A 15,266-nucleotide genomic window follows, 5' to 3' on the forward strand; every position below is an offset into this window, starting at 1 on the left:
CTTCATAGTGTGAGACCGTCTCGGCAGCGGTGACGTCTCATCAGCGCAACCGCAACGGCTGACTGGGTTTCAGTCCGGAACGGATGCGACGTCTGGTGCGACCACCCCGAAAAGGTCGGCGATCGCGGCGAGGCTCGCCACCTGCAGGGCACTCGCGTCGACTCCACCCGCGCCGGGGAGCTTTCTCGTCGCGGTGGCGCTGGCCACGACAGTCGGGCTGTATCCGAGGCTGAATGCGCCGCGCGCAGTCGAGTTGACGCACATGTGGGTCATGAACCCGGCCAGCAGCAAGTTGCTCGCGCCGAGACTCTTGAGCTTCCCCTCGAGATCGGTGCCGACAAATGAGTTGGGATAGTTCTTCACGATCACCGGCTCGTCGCCCTTCGGTGCGACCCGACTGACGATCTGACCGATGTCGGCGTTGACGTCGTACGGGCTTCCAGCTCCGGCGTCGTGCATGATGTGGATGATCGGGATTCCGGCAGTTCTGGCGCGGTCGAGTAACTCCGCAGCCGAGTCCAGCGCCTGCTGCACGCCCTCTAGTTCGAGGACACCCTGCGTGTACGTGTTCTGGCAATCGATCATCACCAGCGTGGATCCGCGCAGTGGCGAGGGACTTTCGGGCATCCCGGTGAGCTGTCGAAGTGTCATCGGCTCGGTCATTCAGATCCTCCTGTGATGTACGTCACCAGACCGTACGTGGAGGCGGGTTGCATGAAGGTTGCACCGACGGTCATTTGGAGGCTCTCGGACCGTAGGTGAAACCGCTCTCGGCGACCGACCTCACGACCGCAGACGGTTCCCAGATGTGCTCCACGTGAACGAATCTGCTCCACTTCCAGTGTGCTGGAAGTGGAGCAGATTGCCGAAAGTGGAGCAGCTGGGTGAGGTGGCTACTTCAGCGCGGAGCCCAGCGCTTCGTTGAAGGTCTTGCTCGGGCGCATCACCGCAGCGGTGATCTCGGGATCGGGGAAGTAGTAGCCGCCGATGTCCACCGGCTCGCCTTGCGCGTCACCCAATTCCCTGACGATGGTGTCTTCGTTCGCGCTCAGCTTCTCTGCCAGGGCGGCAAAGTGCGTCTGCAGATCCTTGTCGTCGGTCTGGGCCGCCAGTTCCTTCGCCCAGTAGAGCGCGAGGTAGAACTGGCTGCCGCGGTTGTCGATCTCGCCCACCTTGCGGGAGGGCCCCTTGTTGTTCTCCAGCAGTTTGCCGGTCGCCGCGTCGAGGGTCTTCGACAGGATCGTGGCCCGGGCGTCACCGGTCTTCTTGCCCAGATCCTCGAGACTGACCGCGAGAGCGAGGAACTCACCGAGTGAATCCCAGCGCAGGTGATTCTCCTCCAGCAGCTGTTTGACGTGCTTGGGGGCGCTGCCGCCCGCGCCCGTCTCGTAGAGTCCGCCGCCGGCCATCAGCGGGACGATCGAGAGCATCTTGGCGCTGGTGCCGAGTTCGAGGATCGGGAACAGGTCGGTGAGGTAGTCGCGGAGGATGTTGCCCGTCGCGGAGATGGTGTCGAGTCCGCGGACCACGCGCTCGAGGGTGTACCGCATCGCGCGGACCTGCGACATGATCTGGATGTCGAGGCCTTCGGTGTCGTGATCCTTGAGGTAGGTCTTGACCTTGGTGATCAGCTCGTTCTCGTGCGGGCGGTAGGGGTCGAGCCAGAAGATCACCGGGATGCCCGAGTCGCGGGTGCGCGTCACCGCGAGTTTGACCCAGTCCTGGATGGGCGCGTCCTTGACGATGCACAGCCGCCAGATGTCGCCGGCTTCCACGGTCTGCGTCAGGAGCACCTCACCGGTGGCGAGGTCGGTGATGTTGGCGGTACCGCCCTGCGGGACCTCGAAGGTCTTGTCGTGGGAGCCGTACTCCTCGGCCTTCTGCGCCATCAGGCCGACGTTGGGAACGGTGCCCATGGTGGTGGGGTCGAAGGCTCCGTTGGTCTTGCAGAAGTTGACCATCTCCTGATAGATCCGGGAGAACGTCGACTCGGGGTTGACGGCCTTGGTGTCCTTGGGCCGGCCGTCGGCACCCCACATCTTGCCGCCTGCGCGGATCATCGCGGGCATCGATGCGTCGACGATCACGTCGCTGGGGGAATGGAAGTTCGAGATGCCCCGGGCCGAGTCGACCATGGCCAGTTCGGGGCGATGCTCATGGCACTTGTGCAGATCGTCGATGATCTCTTCGCGCTGGGACGCGGGGAGCGACTCGATCTTGTCGTAGAGGTCCGACAGTCCGTTGTTGACGTTGACGCCCAGTTCCTCGAACAGGTCACCGTGCTTGGCGAACGCGTCTTTGTAGAAGACCCGGACGGCGTGGCCGAAAACGATGGGGTGGGAGACGCGCATCATCGTCGCCTTGACGTGGAGGGAGAACATGACGCCCGTCTTGTAGGCGTCCTCCATCTGCTCCTCGTAGAACTTGATCAACGCCTTCTTGCTCATGAACATGCTGTCGATCACGTCGCCGTCGGTCAGCGAGACCTTGGGCTTGAGGACGATGGTCTCGCCGCTGTCTGTGAGCAGTTCCATCTTCACTTCACGGTCGCCGTCGACGGTTGTCGACTTCTCGCCGTGGTAGAAATCGCCCTCACGCATGTGCGCCACATGGGTCCGCGATGCGGGCGACCATTCGGTCATGCTGTGCGGGTGCTTGCGCGCATATTCCTTGACGGCCTTCGGAGCCCGGCGATCTGAGTTGCCCTCGCGCAGGACCGGGTTGACCGCGCTGCCGAGACACTTGGTGTAGCGGTCTCGTATCGCTTTGTCTTCGTCCGTCTTCGGGTTGCCGGGGAAGTCGGGGAGCTTGTAGCCCTTCCCCTGGAGTTCCTTGATCGCGGCCAGCAGCTGCGGCACCGAGGCGCTGATGTTGGGCAGCTTGATGATGTTGGTCTCGGGCAGTTGCGTCAGACGTCCCAGTTCGCCGAGGTTGTCCGGGACTCGCTGGTCTTCAGGAAGGAGATCGCTGAACTCGGCGAGGATGCGGGCTGCCACGGAGATGTCCGTGGATTCGACGTTGATGTCGGCAGCATCGGCAAATGCACGTATGACAGGCAGGAATGCGTGGGTCGCAAGCATTGGCGCCTCGTCTGTCAGTGTGTAGATGATCGTCGGCTGCTTAGCGTTCATATTCGCGCTCGTCTCCATATTCGTCACGTGCGGCAGGGATCTTCCTGCCATGCCTCTACCAGTATCACGTCGCGCTCGAGATCGTGCGTACGAACGGTCCGGTAGGGGTCCGGCCACCCGACCCTGATCCGGCGCGACCCGAGCGTCGACGGGCGGGCCGAGGAGCCGTGATGACAAAAGTGATCTTCTCGTATAAGAGAATCAGATTCTTGTCGGCGGTGCCACTTCAGTCATCGGCGAATGCCCGGAACGCGCGCATCAGCGCCGGGGTCAGGGCCCGTAGCGTGTCCTGGCCGAGGTGCTCGGCAAGGGTGTCATCGAGCGCTGCGTACGAGGCCATGCCGACGTTGATCAGGCGTCGGCCCTCGTCGGTGACGAACAGTGTCGCGCTGCGGCCCCGACCGCTGCCACCGGTTCTCTCGACCGCGCCCAGGTCCTCGAGTTTGTTCAGGGTCGCCTGCATGCTCTGGGGCGTGACCGCTGCCCTGCGGCCGAGCTCGCTGTACGAGAGTCCCGGCCTCCGCGACAGGTGACCGAGCGCGGAGATGTGGCGCACGGCGATGCCCTCCTCTCGCAGTGCACTGTCGACCCGCTCGCGGATCTGGCGACCGAGGACCGTCAGGAGAAACGCGGCACTCGGCGCGGGAACTGCCGCGTCTGATCCTGGTTCGGACTGTTCATCGGCCACGTTGACAACCCTTCTTCACAAGTTACAGTCTAACTGAAACTCCTCGTCCGAGGGGTCGCCGCTCCATTCGGGAAGAGACGGTTATGGAAACCCTGCGCAACGTCGTCATCTGGATCCATCTGATCGGCTTCGCAGTGACCTTCGGTGCCTGGGCCACCGAGGCGGCCACCCGGAGACTGCGCACGACCCGGGTGATGGACTACGGCCTGGTGGTCTCGCTGGTCAGCGGCGCCATCCTCGCCGCGCCATGGCCCGCGGGTGTCGACATCAACTACGTCAAGGTGGGCATCAAACTCGCCATCCTCGTCGTACTCGGCGGCCTACTGGGAATGGGCAACGCCCGGCAGCGACGCACCGGGGAAGCGGTTCCGCGCGGCCTCTTCTATGCGGTCGGTGTGCTGTCTCTGCTTGCCGCCGGCATCGGGGTCATCTGGCGATGAGTGTCCGCCATCACCTCCATCGCGCGCCCGCGGTCTCAGCGGCCGAGGCCATGGCTCTCGTCCGCGACAACGCGCTGATCATCGACGTCCGTCGCCATTTCGAGTGGAGGCGCACCCATATCCCCGGTGCCGTACACATCCCTCTGGAGGAGCTGCAGCGACGGTGCGAGGAACTACCCGAAGATCGCGTGCTGCTCACCTTTTGCACCGGTGTGCTGCGGTCTTCGGGGGCTGCAAACCTGTTGATCGAATCGGGTTTCGACGCCAGGAACATCAGCAGGGGACTGATCGACTGGCGCGGCGCCGGTGGGCCGTTGGTCGACGGTCAGGCGTAGGTGTCACCGCTCGGCGACGACGGTCGCGAGGCCGGGAGGTCCGAACCCTCGGGTGTCGGCGAGGGCGTGGTCTTCTCCGCGCCGGTGTCGGGGAACACGTTGATCAAGACGAACGCCACCGCGACAGCGACGATCACCTGAGGCGTGACCGTCACACCGTCGGCGCCGAGCAGCAGGACCCCGAGCAGCGCGGAGGTCAGCGGGAGCCGCAGCATCACCGCGCACATCGCACCGATGCCCATTGCGATGGCGGGCGCCATGCTCATGCCGGGCAATCCGTTCATCGCGATCCCGAGAACGGCGCCGATGAAGATCGACGGGAAGACGGGCCCGCCGCGGAAGGCGCTCAGCGAGATCGAATACACGACGGTCTTGCACAGGCCCAGAAGCAGGAGAACCCCGACCGAGTAGTCGGCGGCGTGCGCGACGAGCTCGGGCAGCGCGTCCTGCCCTGAGAACAACACCTGCGTGAACGCGTTCCCGGACATCAGTTGGTACGCGGTGGCGGTGACGCCGATGAGCAGTCCGAGTCCCGCCGTGACCACGATGCGGCGCGCGTGCACGACAGGCCGCAGGGACAGTCCGACGAAGCGGATCACCCAGCCCAGGACCGCCGCGATGGCTCCTATGACGACGGCCCAACACAGGGTCGCGACAGTCGGATTCACCGCTGTCGGAACCGATGTGAGTGCCAGGGAGAAGGTGCCGAGTCCGGTCAGGTCGTCGAGGCCGATGAAGACGACGGCGCCGATCCCGGAGGACAGGAGCCCCGGTACCGCCACGAGACTGAGCGTTGCGCCGCCGATGCCGGCTGCTTCCATGATCAGAAAAGCTGCGAGGATCGGGGAACCGAACAGTGTGCTGATGGCGGTGAAGCTGCCCGCCGAAGCCATGATCACCAGGGCCATCGGCGGGGCATCGGATTTCAGCAGGTGCACCGTGACCACGGCAAGGCCGCCGCCGATCGCGATCAGCGGCGCCTCAGGGCCGAGGACGGCACCCAAACTCAGCGTCGCGAGGGCCGCCAGGATGATGCCGGGTAACTCCTTGTCCACCGGTGTGCCGCCGGCGTGAAAGCCGAAGGCGGGGGAGTGCCCTGCGTTGCCGGGAAGGTAGCGGATGGTCAGAGCGGTCAGCACGCCGCACAGCGCCAGCCAGGGGATCGGCCACCACGCCGGTGTACCGCCGGAGAAGATGTCTCCGGGCAGGTCGCTGAACACGTACCTCTGGATCTTCGTGACGGCGGCCAGAAATCCGTAGGCGATCAGTGAGATCGGTATGCCCAGGGCAGCTGCCAGCAGCAATGCCACTGCGTAGGGCTTCGAACGCATGACGGTCGCGAGATCGACGTCCGGGGCGGGAGTGGTCAACAGGCCTCCAGAAGCCGATTACATCCAGGCTGGGCGGCTGACATGGACCGGTGGCGCCCGACCATGGTGGCGCGTTCAGCTTGTCAGCCGTGTCCGGCTCGGGTCCTCATCCGAGACGGGTGAAAGTCGACGGTGCCCGGCGGCAGTAGCGGACACGAACTGTCCTCTACACCTGTGAAGGTTGCCCTGTCAGACACCCGACAACAACCTCATGGAGACCTCATGACCATCACCACCGTCGCCCACATCAACCTGCGTGGGAACGCCCGCGAAGCGCTCGAGTTCTATCAGTCCGTGTTCGGTGGTGACCTGATCGTGGCCACCAACACCGACGCTCAGAACGTCGAGATCCCGGAAGAAGCCGATCAAGTCAGCTGGGGGCAGGTGACATCGCCCTCGGGCTTCCACATCATGGCCTTCGATGTGCCCTCCTCGCGCCCATGGAGTCCGGGCGAGAGCCCGTTCTTCGTCTCTGTCCGGGGCACCGACGAGACCGAGATCTCAGCCTATTGGGAGCGTCTGAGCATTGGGGCAAACACCGCGGTCCCACTCGGCCCCGCAGGCTGGTCACCGCTCTACGGCATGCTCACCGACAAGTTCGGGGTGACCTGGGTTCTCGACATCGCCGTCGCCTACAGCGCCTGACGTCGGCGGCTCGCGGCGACGCTACGGCGCCGCGGGCCCGCCCGCGCGGGCATATCGGCGGGCCAGCCGGGCAAAGGCGTCGGCGAGTTCGGGCGGGCCGACGACCTCGATGTCGGTGTCGAACCGTCCGATCGATGCGGCCAGGGCGGCCCACGACCAAGAGCCCTGGATGAGCCGGCACCGCCCGGGTCCGGCCGCTTCGACGATGCCGTCCGGCACATGGGTCGATACGTCGGCCGCGGGCAGGTCCAGGATGACCTCCCCTCGGCACGGCCAATCGACGCCGCCGGTGGGGTCGGCACCACGGAAGGTGGCGGCAACAAAAGTCGAGACGTCACCGCCCGGTATCCCGCGCGGTTCGAAATGCCGCCCGTTGGGGATGCGCGGCGTGATGCGGTCGGCGCGATACGTCCGCCAGGCGTGACGGTCGAGATCCCAGCCCACGAGGTACCACCGACCGTCCCACGTGATGAGGTGATGCGGTTCGACGCTGCGCGGCTGTTCGTCGGTCGCCGAGCCTGCGCTCGCGTAGCCGAACCGCAGTGTCTCGCGAGCATGGATGGCGGCGCTGAGGGTGATCAGCACATCGTTGCCCACCCGGGCTTCGGGCCGGATCGACGGTCGCCGTATCGCCGTGACCTCGAGGGTGTCGATGCGGTGACGCAACCGGGACGGCAACACCTGCCTGATGGTGCCCAATGCGCGCACCGCGCCCTCTTCGATACCTGCGGCATTACTCGTCGCCGTCTGTAGTGCGACGGAGATCGCGATCACCTGCTCGTCGTCGAACAGCAATGGCGGCAGCTCGCTGCCCGCGCCCAGTCGGTAGCCGCCGTCGGGACCCTTGATCGCTGCGATCGGGTAACCGAGTTCGCGCAGGCGGTCGACATCGCGGCGGACCGTGCGTGGGCTGATGTCGAGGCGCTCCGCGAGTAGGGCTCCCGGCCAGTCTCGCCGGGCTTGCAGCAGCGACAGCAGCGACAGCAGCCGTTCGGAAGTCCTCAACATGCGCCCATCTTCTCAGGAGTAGAGGACGCTTTCCGGCCGCTACTGTGCGGGCGAGCACGTTCGCGGGACTTGGCACAAACTTTTTCGCCGACCATGTCGAGAATGGGGAGTCGGTTCCGTCCCAGTGGTACGAGCGGCCATGAGGGCCGCGAAGACGAAGGAGAATCACCATGAAGTACCTGATGCTGAAGCACTATCGCGGTGGCCCGGGCATGAACTTCACCCCGATGGATCAGTGGACTCCAGACGAGGTCGATGCCCACATGCAGTACATGAACGACTTCGCGGATCGTCTGCGGAACTCAGGGGAGTTCGTCGATGCGCAGGCGCTGTCGCAAGAAGGCACGTTCGTGCGGCATGACGGTGAAGGTCGCCCGCCGGTGACCGATGGCCCGTTCGCCGAGACCAAAGACCTCATCGCCGGCTGGATGGTCATCGATGTGGAGTCGCAGGAACGCGCTTACCAGCTGGCAGGGGAGCTGTCTGCCGCCCCCGGCGCCGGCGGCGAGCCGATCCGCGAGTGGCTAGAGGTTCGGCCCTTCCTCACGGCCCCGACGACTGTCACCGAGTGAACTCCGCTTTGCTGCGGGAACTGGTTCCCGCAGTGATCGGTGTCCTCGTCCGGCGCGGAGCAGACTTCGCATCGGCCGAGGACGCCGTGCAGGAGGCGCTGATCCAGGCGCTGGAGGCTTGGCCCGATGATCCGCCGCGCGATCCGAAGGCGTGGCTGGTCTCGGTGTCCTGGCGCAGGTTCATCGACGCCGCCCGTTCCGAGTCGTCACGCCGTGGACGGGAGATCGCCATGGATCTCGAGCCCCCGCCCGGGCCGTCCTCTGCTGTCGACGACACACTCGCGCTCTACTTCCTCTGCGCACATCCGGCGTTGTCGCCCGCGTCGGCCGTGGCGTTGACGTTGCGGGCGATCGGTGGGCTGACGACCCGACAGATCGCGTTGGCATATCTGATCCCGGAAGCGACGATGGCGCAGCGGATCAGTCGGGCCAAGCGGCGGATCGCAGATCGCCGGCTCAATGAGCCCGGTGACCTCCACACCGTGCTGCGCGTCCTCTATCTGGTGTTCAACGAGGGCTATGGCGGGGATGTGGATCTGTCGGCCGAGGCCATCCGGCTCACTCGCCAGCTCGTCGCACTGACAGACGAGCCCGAGGTTGCCGGCCTACTGGCGTTGATGCTCCTGCATCACGCCCGCCGCGAGACCCGTACGGGGGCCGGGGGTCGTCTCGTGCCGCTCGCCGAGCAAGACAGGTCGCGGTGGGACTCGCGACTGATCGCCGAGGGTGTGACGATCCTGCAGACGGCCCTGGCTCGCGACCGCCTCGGCGAGTACCAGGCGCAGGCAGCGATCGCGGCGCTGCACGCCGACGCCGCGACCACGACCGAGACCGACTGGGTCCAGATCGTCGAGTGGTACGACGAATTGCTCGATCTCACCGACAGTCCGGTGGTCCGGCTCAATCGTGCGGTCGCGGTCGGAGAAGCCGACGGTCCCCAGGCGGGGCTGGCCGCACTGTCCGACGTGAGCCCAGACCTGCCGAGACATACCGCAGCCCAGGCCTATCTGCACGAACGGGCGGGTGACCTCGGCCAGGCAGCCGTCCTGTACTCAGAGGCGTCCCGTCTCGCGACCAGTACACACGAACGCGATCACCTCACGCGAGAGGCCGCGCGGGTGCGGCAGTTGCTGCCACCGTGACCACCCGACTGCGTTGATCACAAAGTTTCCGGCGTGTTCGCTTGCGCGACATCCGGTGTTCCCCATATTGTTGGCGAGTTGGTTCGCCCAGGCGAACCCGAGGGGGATGCGTCGGTTGGGACGCCTTCGATACGTTCGATCCGTATGTCCTCCACCACGATCGGCCGGTCTCCCGGCTATCAGTTCAGAGCTGTTGCCAGCCGCCTCCACTGCTCACGCGGGTATGCCTGTGGGTCGGCGTCGAGCACCTGGATGCACACGTGATCGGCGCCTGCCGCGCGGTGTTCCTCCACCCGGCGTGCGATGGCGGCTTCGTCGCCCCACGCGATGATCGCGTCGAACAGGCGGTCCGAGACCGAATCGATGTCTTCCTGGGTGAACCCCGACCGCAGCAGATTGTTGGCGTAATTGGGTAGCTGCAGGTAGCTGCGCAACCATTCGGTGCCGATGGAGCGGGCGTGGTCGGCGTCGGTGGTCAAGATCGCGGTCTGCTCCGGCAGCAGCAGCGGACCCGCGCCGAGGGTCTCCCGGGCCGAAGCGGTGAAGTCGGGGGTGACCAGGTACGGATGCGATCCATTCGCGCGGGTCGCGGACAGCTGCAGCATCTTCGGGCCCAACGCGGCCAACACACGTGACTCGACGGGCACGGTCTTCTCCGCGGCATCGAGTCCCTCGAGAAATGCAGCGGTGGCCGCAAGAGGCTTCTTGTACCGGCCCGGATTGCCCGAGTCGACCAACGGCGCGTGCGAAACCCCGATGCCGAGCAGCAGTCGGTCACCGTGTTTGTCGGTCAGGTTGTTGTACTGCGCAGCGACATCGGCCGGTTCGTGCATCCAGAGATTGAGGATGCCCGTCGCGATGACCGTCTTGGTGGTTGCTTGCAGGCGGTTGGCGACGGCATCGAACACCGGTCCGCCGACGTCGGGAATCCACAACGCGGTGAATCCCAGCTCATCGAGCTCTGCCGCTGCCTCCGCGGACTGGGCGAGATCGCCGTAACGCAACTGCGAACTCCAAATTCCTACGCCTGCAAGCTTCAAGACTGTCCTCCTCGGATGACGCCGACATGTCGGCGCCCTGCTGGTACTTGTGTGCCCTACTGGTTTTCGTGTGCCCTGCTGGTCCTCGTCTGCCCTGCTGGTCCTCGTCTACGCTGCTGGTCTACTCCGGCGGGTGATCCTTGTGCACGAGGTCTTGGGCTAGTTTCGCGAGCGGAATGTTGCTGTCCTGCGACAGCTTTCGCAGCAGATTGAAGGCTTGGACGGCGTTGATGTCGAAGCGCTCCATGATCATGCCCTTCGCCTGCCCGATGATGTCGCGACTGGCCAGTGCGCTACGGAACTGAACACCACGCTCGGTCGCCGACCACGCGACAGCGGCGTGCGCCGCGTACAGCAGCCCGATCTCTTCGGATTCCTCCGGGAAGGAGTCAGGGGTCAGCGAGTACAGCGTCATCGACCCCAAGGTCTCGCTGTGGGTGTAGAGGCGGAACGACAAAATGGACCGGAACGGTGTCAGGGAGACGGCGTCTTCGGTGTATCTGGGCCACCGCGTTTCAGTCGTCAGATCGTTGACGCGCACCACCGGCTGTTCCCACGCGGCTTGCAAGCAGGGCCCCTGCTGGTGGGTCACCTGGATCTTGTTGTGGGTATCGACCAGCGGATCGGTCGATACCTGGGTGCTCAACGAGTCCCGATTGGTGGTGACGGTGATCCCGGCGTGTTCAGCACCCTCGACGTTTTCTACCGCAGCCGTGACGACGGCTCCGAGTACGTCGTCCAGCGCTTGCTGGTCGCTCCCGTGCAGGCCACGAGCCAGATCGGCGATTGCCATGTGGATATCGGTCATGGTCTGGTCGTCGTCGGGCATGGGACTCCAAATAACGGGTGCTAGGGATGACGCATCAACGTGTGGCTTGGTCTCCACCAACGGCCCATCATAGCCACCCCCTGCGTTCGGCGGGTCAGAGATGGCGGCGGCCGCGCTTGCCCCCGCCGGGTCCGAAACAGCAAAAGGGCACTGGTGACGGTGTCCTATGGGACGTGTTGTCTGGTTTGGGATAGGGACGGGGTTGGTACTCGGCGTCCATGACGTCGACGTTTTCCCGTGAGGATGCTTTTGCGGGGTGGTCGCGATTGCACGGCGGGATCGATCCGGCGACTTCGGTGTGGATCAGGGGGTGGGTTCGCATCGCGCATGCCTGCGCCGGCCCGCTGGTGCGGATTGGTGTCGGTCCGAGCGCCGCGACGGTTCTCGGGGTCATGGTGACAGCGGCGGTTCCGGTGGTCGCGTTGGCCGGGGGCGCCTGGCCGTTGCTCGCGCTGATGTTGGTGCTGCTGGGCGCGGTACTCGACGGTGTCGACGGGGCGATCGCCCTGCGAACGGGAACCGCATCTCGTTGGGGCCGGGTTCTCGATCCGTTCGCCGATCGCTGCTCTGATCTGCTGTTGATACTGACTCTCGTGATCCTCGGGGCCCCGATGTGGCTCGGAGTTGCACTCGCCTTGACGACGTTGATGCTCGAGTCGGTACGCGCCAGTGCTCAGGCGGCCGGGATGGAAGGTCCCGGCGCATTGACGTGGTGGGAGCGCCCGTCCCGGGTGATCGTCACCGCGTTCGCGACGGCCAGTAGCGGAATCGTCTGGTGCGCAAGAGAACTCGGTGTCACGGTGCTGCCTTGGATCGACGGCGCAAGCCTGGCGACGCTGTACGCGATCGTCGCCGGGATACTGGCGGTCGTCGGGCTGGTACATCTACTCGTCGCCGTGCACATGCAACTGCGCCGATAGCGGCGATCAGCCTGCCGCGCCGATCATGTCGGCGACGATCTTCGCGGACATCATCACCAGTGGCAATCCGCCGCCGGGATGTGAGGATCCGCCGACGAGGTAGAGGCCGGGCACCGGACTTCGGTTGGACGGCCGCAGGAACGCCGCCAGCGCACCGTTCGACGACGTGCCGTAGATCGATCCACCCGGGGTCAGGGTGCGCCGCTCCAGGTCGGCCGGACTGATGATCACGCGGTGCCGGATCCGGTCGGACACGTCCAGGCCGCGGGCGGCCATCAGGTCCAGGACCTGATCGGCATAGTGCTCGCGCAGACCTGGCGCGTCCCAGTCGACGCCTTCGGCGGGGTCGTGTGGTGGTGCATTGACCAGCACAAACCACGCTCCGGTCTGATCATCGGGGGTGATCGCAGGATCAGATGGTGCACTCACGTAGATGGTGGGTCGGGGGACAGGACGCGCCCTGCCCTTGCGTCCGAACACCGCGTCGAACTCGTCGTCGTAGTCCTCGGCGAACAGCACGTGGTGATGCGGTTGGTCGCCGGGTGGATTGTCGAGTGCCAGCAACAGGACGAACCCCGACAGCGAACGCGTGGTGCGGCGGAGCCGTCGCGCTGCGCTGCGTGCCCCCGGTTGATCGGGGGTGAGCAGGTCGTTGAAGACCTGCTGGGCGTCTGCATTCGCCACCACGAAGTCGGCGTCGACCACCGAACCATCCGACAGCTGGACCCCGCGCACACCCGTTGCGTCGGTGAGAATTTCAGACACACGAGTGTCCAGGCGGACCTCTACACCCAGGGCCTGCGCGCGGCTCAGCAATACGGATGCGATGCGGCCGAGGCCGCCGTCGATGTACCAGGACCCGAAGGCCTGCTCCGCGTACGGAACGCTCGCCAGGGCGGCGGGTGCCCGGCGAGGATCGGATCCCGTATAGGTCGCGTACCTGTCCAGCAGCATGCGCAGCCTGGGGTCGGACAGGTATGAGGTGCCGAGTCCGCGCAGCGATTTCCACGGCGCGATGGTGGTCAGGTCGCGTAGCCGGCGGGAGAGGCGGAGCATCGTCCGGAGATCGATCGGCGATTGCAGAAACGGTGTCAGGGTGGCGTCCCAGATTCTTTCGGCCCGCTCCATGAACGAGCTCCACTGCGCCCCTCGGCCGGGGCCGAGTGCGCTGTCGAGGGCGCCCGGGATCTCGCGCGGGTCGCCGGGTAGATCGAGGACCACCCCGTCAGGGAAGGTGTAGCGGCAGGCGATCTCCAGTTGCCGCACCGGCAGGTCGTCGGCCATGGGTGGACCGCCGATCGCTGTGAACAGGTCCTCGAGCACCTGCGGAAGCGTCAGCAGTGAGGGTCCCGTGTCGAAGACGAATCCGTCGACGTGCTCGACGCCGAGTTTCCCACCGACCACTGGTGCCTGCTCGATCAGCGTGACCGAATGGCCTTGTGCCGCCAACCGGGCTGCCACCGCCAACCCCCCGACACCGGCACCGATCACGACAATCTTGCTCAAGATCTCCCTTTCGTAGTCGGTGTACCGACCCAACTGTCCACCCTGGAGTCCATCGACAGTGTCAACGACCATCCCGTGATGAGCACCATATGCAGTATCCAGAGCCACAGGCCCACCGCGACGACCCCACCGACCACGGTCAAGCCTGCGAACGGCAGCCCGACGTCCATGGGGATGGAGAGGAACAGGGCGAATCCCTGGAGAAAACCTGCGAGCATCGACGCCGTGGTCAACGCCCCGACAAGCGCGACCCGCCACCGCGGACTTCCCGGCATGACGTAACGGAAGACCCAGATCAGCAGCAACGACAGGACGAGCCAGGTCGTCAGGAAACCGAGGTAGTAGCGCAGCGCGAGGTCGCCGATACCGCCGCCGCCGCCTTCTGGGGCGAGCCCGACCAACCGTTCACCGACTCTCGCGTAGACCCAGGCCAGCGGCGGTACCACGATGAACAGGGCGAGGATGGAGCCGCGCGCCCGCCACGCATCACCGAGCGAGCTCCTCGGCGCTGTGTCGTCGCTGCGGGCGTGGGGGGCGCCGTCGCCGGCGATCCGGTCCGACTCGGCCGACACCAGTCGGGCCGACCGTCGCAGACCCTCGCCATAGAACGATGCAGGGAACAGCAGCACCACCGCGCTCAGCAGGCCTGCACCGACCCCCGCGTTGATGAGAGCGTCGTAAGCCGGACGGGCACCCATGTCGGGTGGGATCAGGACGCGTAGCGCGAGCAGACGACGCCGGACCTCGCCGGTGTCGTCGAACCAGCTGATGCTCCAGACCGCGAACAGCAACCACGGCACGATGGCTATCGCGGAAAAGTAGGTCAGGGTGGCGGCGGTGCCTGCGATATCGCCTCGTGAGAGCCGCCGCCTGGCATCGCCAGCGATGGCGCGGACTTCGTCGGTGACCCGTCGGAGAGGGCTCGTGGGCACCGATTCTCCGGCCGGCTTGTCGGGCACCGGGTCAGGATGCCCCGGAGCCGCGATCTCAAACCCGCTGACCACTCCTAGCGCCGGTTCCAGGTTTGAGAGCGCAGCCGGCTGGGAACACTGGACCAGCAGTCGACCGCTTGTCGGTTCGACGCGGTGACGTGCTTGCCGTGGGCTGCCGTTCTACGCCCCCAGACAAGCGGGCCCGCACTTTTGTCGATGAGTCCTGCTGGAAGGCGTGAAGATGGTTGCTCTGACGAGTAGGTACAACGACACCGGGCGCGAGGCGTGGACGGTGCGGTGCGACCGGTGTGAACATCGGTTCAGGGTCGCCGCTGTATTGGTTCGCGCCGACGCGGAACTTGTTGCCGCAGCTAATGGTTGGGACATCGCCGACCACCGGACACTGTGCCCGGCGTGCGCGTCGGTTCGTTGACGGGCAGCGGTGTTTGCGGTCAGTGGTGACTGTCCTGCAGCAACCGTGGCCGATGTGGTTTGTGTTTCCCGATTCGACTGACGCTGTTGTTAGTGCGACGTAAGGTCACACGTAGCCCGTCACAAGCGGGCACACTGTTTGTTGCAGCCACACCTGTCGAGCCCCGACGCAGGTGACCGATATGCCGTGCATCATGCAGATGCGCGGACTTGGCCTGGGAGTTGTCCACGTGAACGTTCTCCTCAACATGACTCTGTCCCGCCCAGCGCGGTGCG

The 15,266-nt window shown here is 65.4% G+C and carries 15 protein-coding genes; 6 read left to right on the plus strand and 9 right to left on the minus strand.

Going from position 1 to position 15,266, the window contains the following annotated elements; genetic code table 11:
- Positions 1–69: 69 nt before the first annotated feature.
- The 3 genes from DFR67_RS11470 to DFR67_RS11480 form a co-directional block, all read right to left on the minus strand.
- Positions 70–663 (minus strand): cysteine hydrolase family protein, encoded by a 594-nt coding sequence (locus DFR67_RS11470; protein WP_110469668.1) that lies wholly within the window; start codon positions 661–663, stop codon positions 70–72.
- A 230-nt stretch (positions 664–893) separates the two neighbouring features.
- Positions 894–3,131, minus strand: coding sequence for an NADP-dependent isocitrate dehydrogenase (locus DFR67_RS11475; protein ID WP_110469669.1), 2,238 nt, complete (start codon positions 3,129–3,131; stop codon positions 894–896).
- A gap of 226 nt (positions 3,132–3,357) precedes the next feature.
- On the minus strand, positions 3,358–3,819 hold the full coding sequence (locus tag DFR67_RS11480; RefSeq protein WP_245937888.1) for a MarR family winged helix-turn-helix transcriptional regulator: 462 nt from the start codon (positions 3,817–3,819) through the stop codon (positions 3,358–3,360).
- Between the two features lie 83 nt (positions 3,820–3,902).
- Here DFR67_RS11480 and DFR67_RS11485 point away from each other — a divergent pair, with 83 nt between their 5' ends.
- Both DFR67_RS11485 and DFR67_RS11490 read left to right on the plus strand, forming a co-directional pair.
- Positions 3,903–4,259, plus strand: a complete 357-nt coding sequence (locus DFR67_RS11485) for a Fe-S protein (protein WP_110469670.1) — start codon at positions 3,903–3,905, stop codon at positions 4,257–4,259.
- On the plus strand, positions 4,256–4,594 hold the full coding sequence (locus DFR67_RS11490; protein WP_110469671.1) for a rhodanese-like domain-containing protein: 339 nt from the start codon (positions 4,256–4,258) through the stop codon (positions 4,592–4,594). The genes DFR67_RS11485 and DFR67_RS11490 overlap by 4 nt, the downstream gene beginning before the upstream one ends.
- Here the strand turns inward: DFR67_RS11490 and DFR67_RS11495 are convergent.
- Positions 4,585–5,964 (minus strand): chloride channel protein, encoded by a 1,380-nt coding sequence (locus tag DFR67_RS11495; protein WP_245937889.1) that lies wholly within the window; start codon positions 5,962–5,964, stop codon positions 4,585–4,587. The genes DFR67_RS11490 and DFR67_RS11495 overlap by 10 nt on opposite strands.
- Before the next feature lie 222 nt (positions 5,965–6,186).
- Here DFR67_RS11495 and DFR67_RS11500 point away from each other — a divergent pair, with 222 nt between their 5' ends.
- Positions 6,187–6,609: a VOC family protein gene (locus DFR67_RS11500; protein ID WP_110469672.1), complete on the plus strand. Its 423-nt coding sequence runs from the start codon at positions 6,187–6,189 to the stop codon at positions 6,607–6,609.
- 21 nt (positions 6,610–6,630) lie between these two features.
- Here the strand turns inward: DFR67_RS11500 and DFR67_RS11505 are convergent, their stop codons facing one another.
- Entirely contained in the window at positions 6,631–7,617 is a 987-nt protein-coding gene (locus DFR67_RS11505; protein ID WP_110469673.1) for a helix-turn-helix transcriptional regulator, read from the minus strand.
- A 170-nt stretch (positions 7,618–7,787) separates the two neighbouring features.
- On the opposite strand from DFR67_RS11505, the gene DFR67_RS11510 reads away from it, so the two are divergent.
- The gene (locus tag DFR67_RS11510) at positions 7,788–8,189 is read left to right on the plus strand and encodes a YciI family protein (RefSeq protein ID WP_110469674.1); all 402 of its coding nucleotides are present in this window, start codon (positions 7,788–7,790) and stop codon (positions 8,187–8,189) included.
- Entirely contained in the window at positions 8,186–9,331 is a 1,146-nt protein-coding gene (locus DFR67_RS11515) for an RNA polymerase sigma factor (RefSeq protein ID WP_110469675.1), read from the plus strand. Before DFR67_RS11510 ends, DFR67_RS11515 begins: the two co-directional genes overlap by 4 nt.
- A 179-nt stretch (positions 9,332–9,510) precedes the next feature.
- On the opposite strand, the gene DFR67_RS11520 is transcribed toward DFR67_RS11515, so the two are convergent.
- Together DFR67_RS11520 and DFR67_RS11525 are read right to left on the minus strand one after the other, a co-directional pair.
- Entirely contained in the window at positions 9,511–10,371 is an 861-nt protein-coding gene (locus DFR67_RS11520; protein ID WP_110469676.1) for an LLM class F420-dependent oxidoreductase, read from the minus strand.
- Positions 10,372–10,492: 121 nt separating this feature from the next.
- Positions 10,493–11,200 carry a GAF and ANTAR domain-containing protein gene (locus tag DFR67_RS11525; RefSeq protein WP_110469677.1) on the minus strand — a complete coding sequence of 236 codons (708 nt, stop codon included), beginning with the start codon at positions 11,198–11,200 and terminating at the stop codon, positions 10,493–10,495.
- Between the two features lie 218 nt (positions 11,201–11,418).
- Between DFR67_RS11525 and DFR67_RS11530 the strand changes: the two genes are divergently transcribed.
- Positions 11,419–12,120: a CDP-alcohol phosphatidyltransferase family protein gene (locus DFR67_RS11530; protein WP_110469678.1), complete on the plus strand. Its 702-nt coding sequence runs from the start codon at positions 11,419–11,421 to the stop codon at positions 12,118–12,120.
- 6 nt (positions 12,121–12,126) lie between these two features.
- Here DFR67_RS11530 and DFR67_RS11535 read toward each other — a convergent pair whose 3' ends face one another.
- Entirely contained in the window at positions 12,127–13,626 is a 1,500-nt protein-coding gene (locus DFR67_RS11535) for a phytoene desaturase family protein (RefSeq protein WP_110469860.1), read from the minus strand.
- Entirely contained in the window at positions 13,623–14,585 is a 963-nt protein-coding gene (locus tag DFR67_RS11540; RefSeq protein ID WP_245937890.1) for a YhjD/YihY/BrkB family envelope integrity protein, read from the minus strand. Before DFR67_RS11540 ends, DFR67_RS11535 begins: the two co-directional genes overlap by 4 nt.
- Positions 14,586–15,266 lie beyond the last annotated feature (681 nt).

Origin of the sequence: Williamsia limnetica (genome assembly GCF_003217475.1) — a bacterium.
GTDB classification, from domain to species: Bacteria; Actinomycetota; Actinomycetes; order Mycobacteriales; family Mycobacteriaceae; genus Williamsia; species Williamsia limnetica.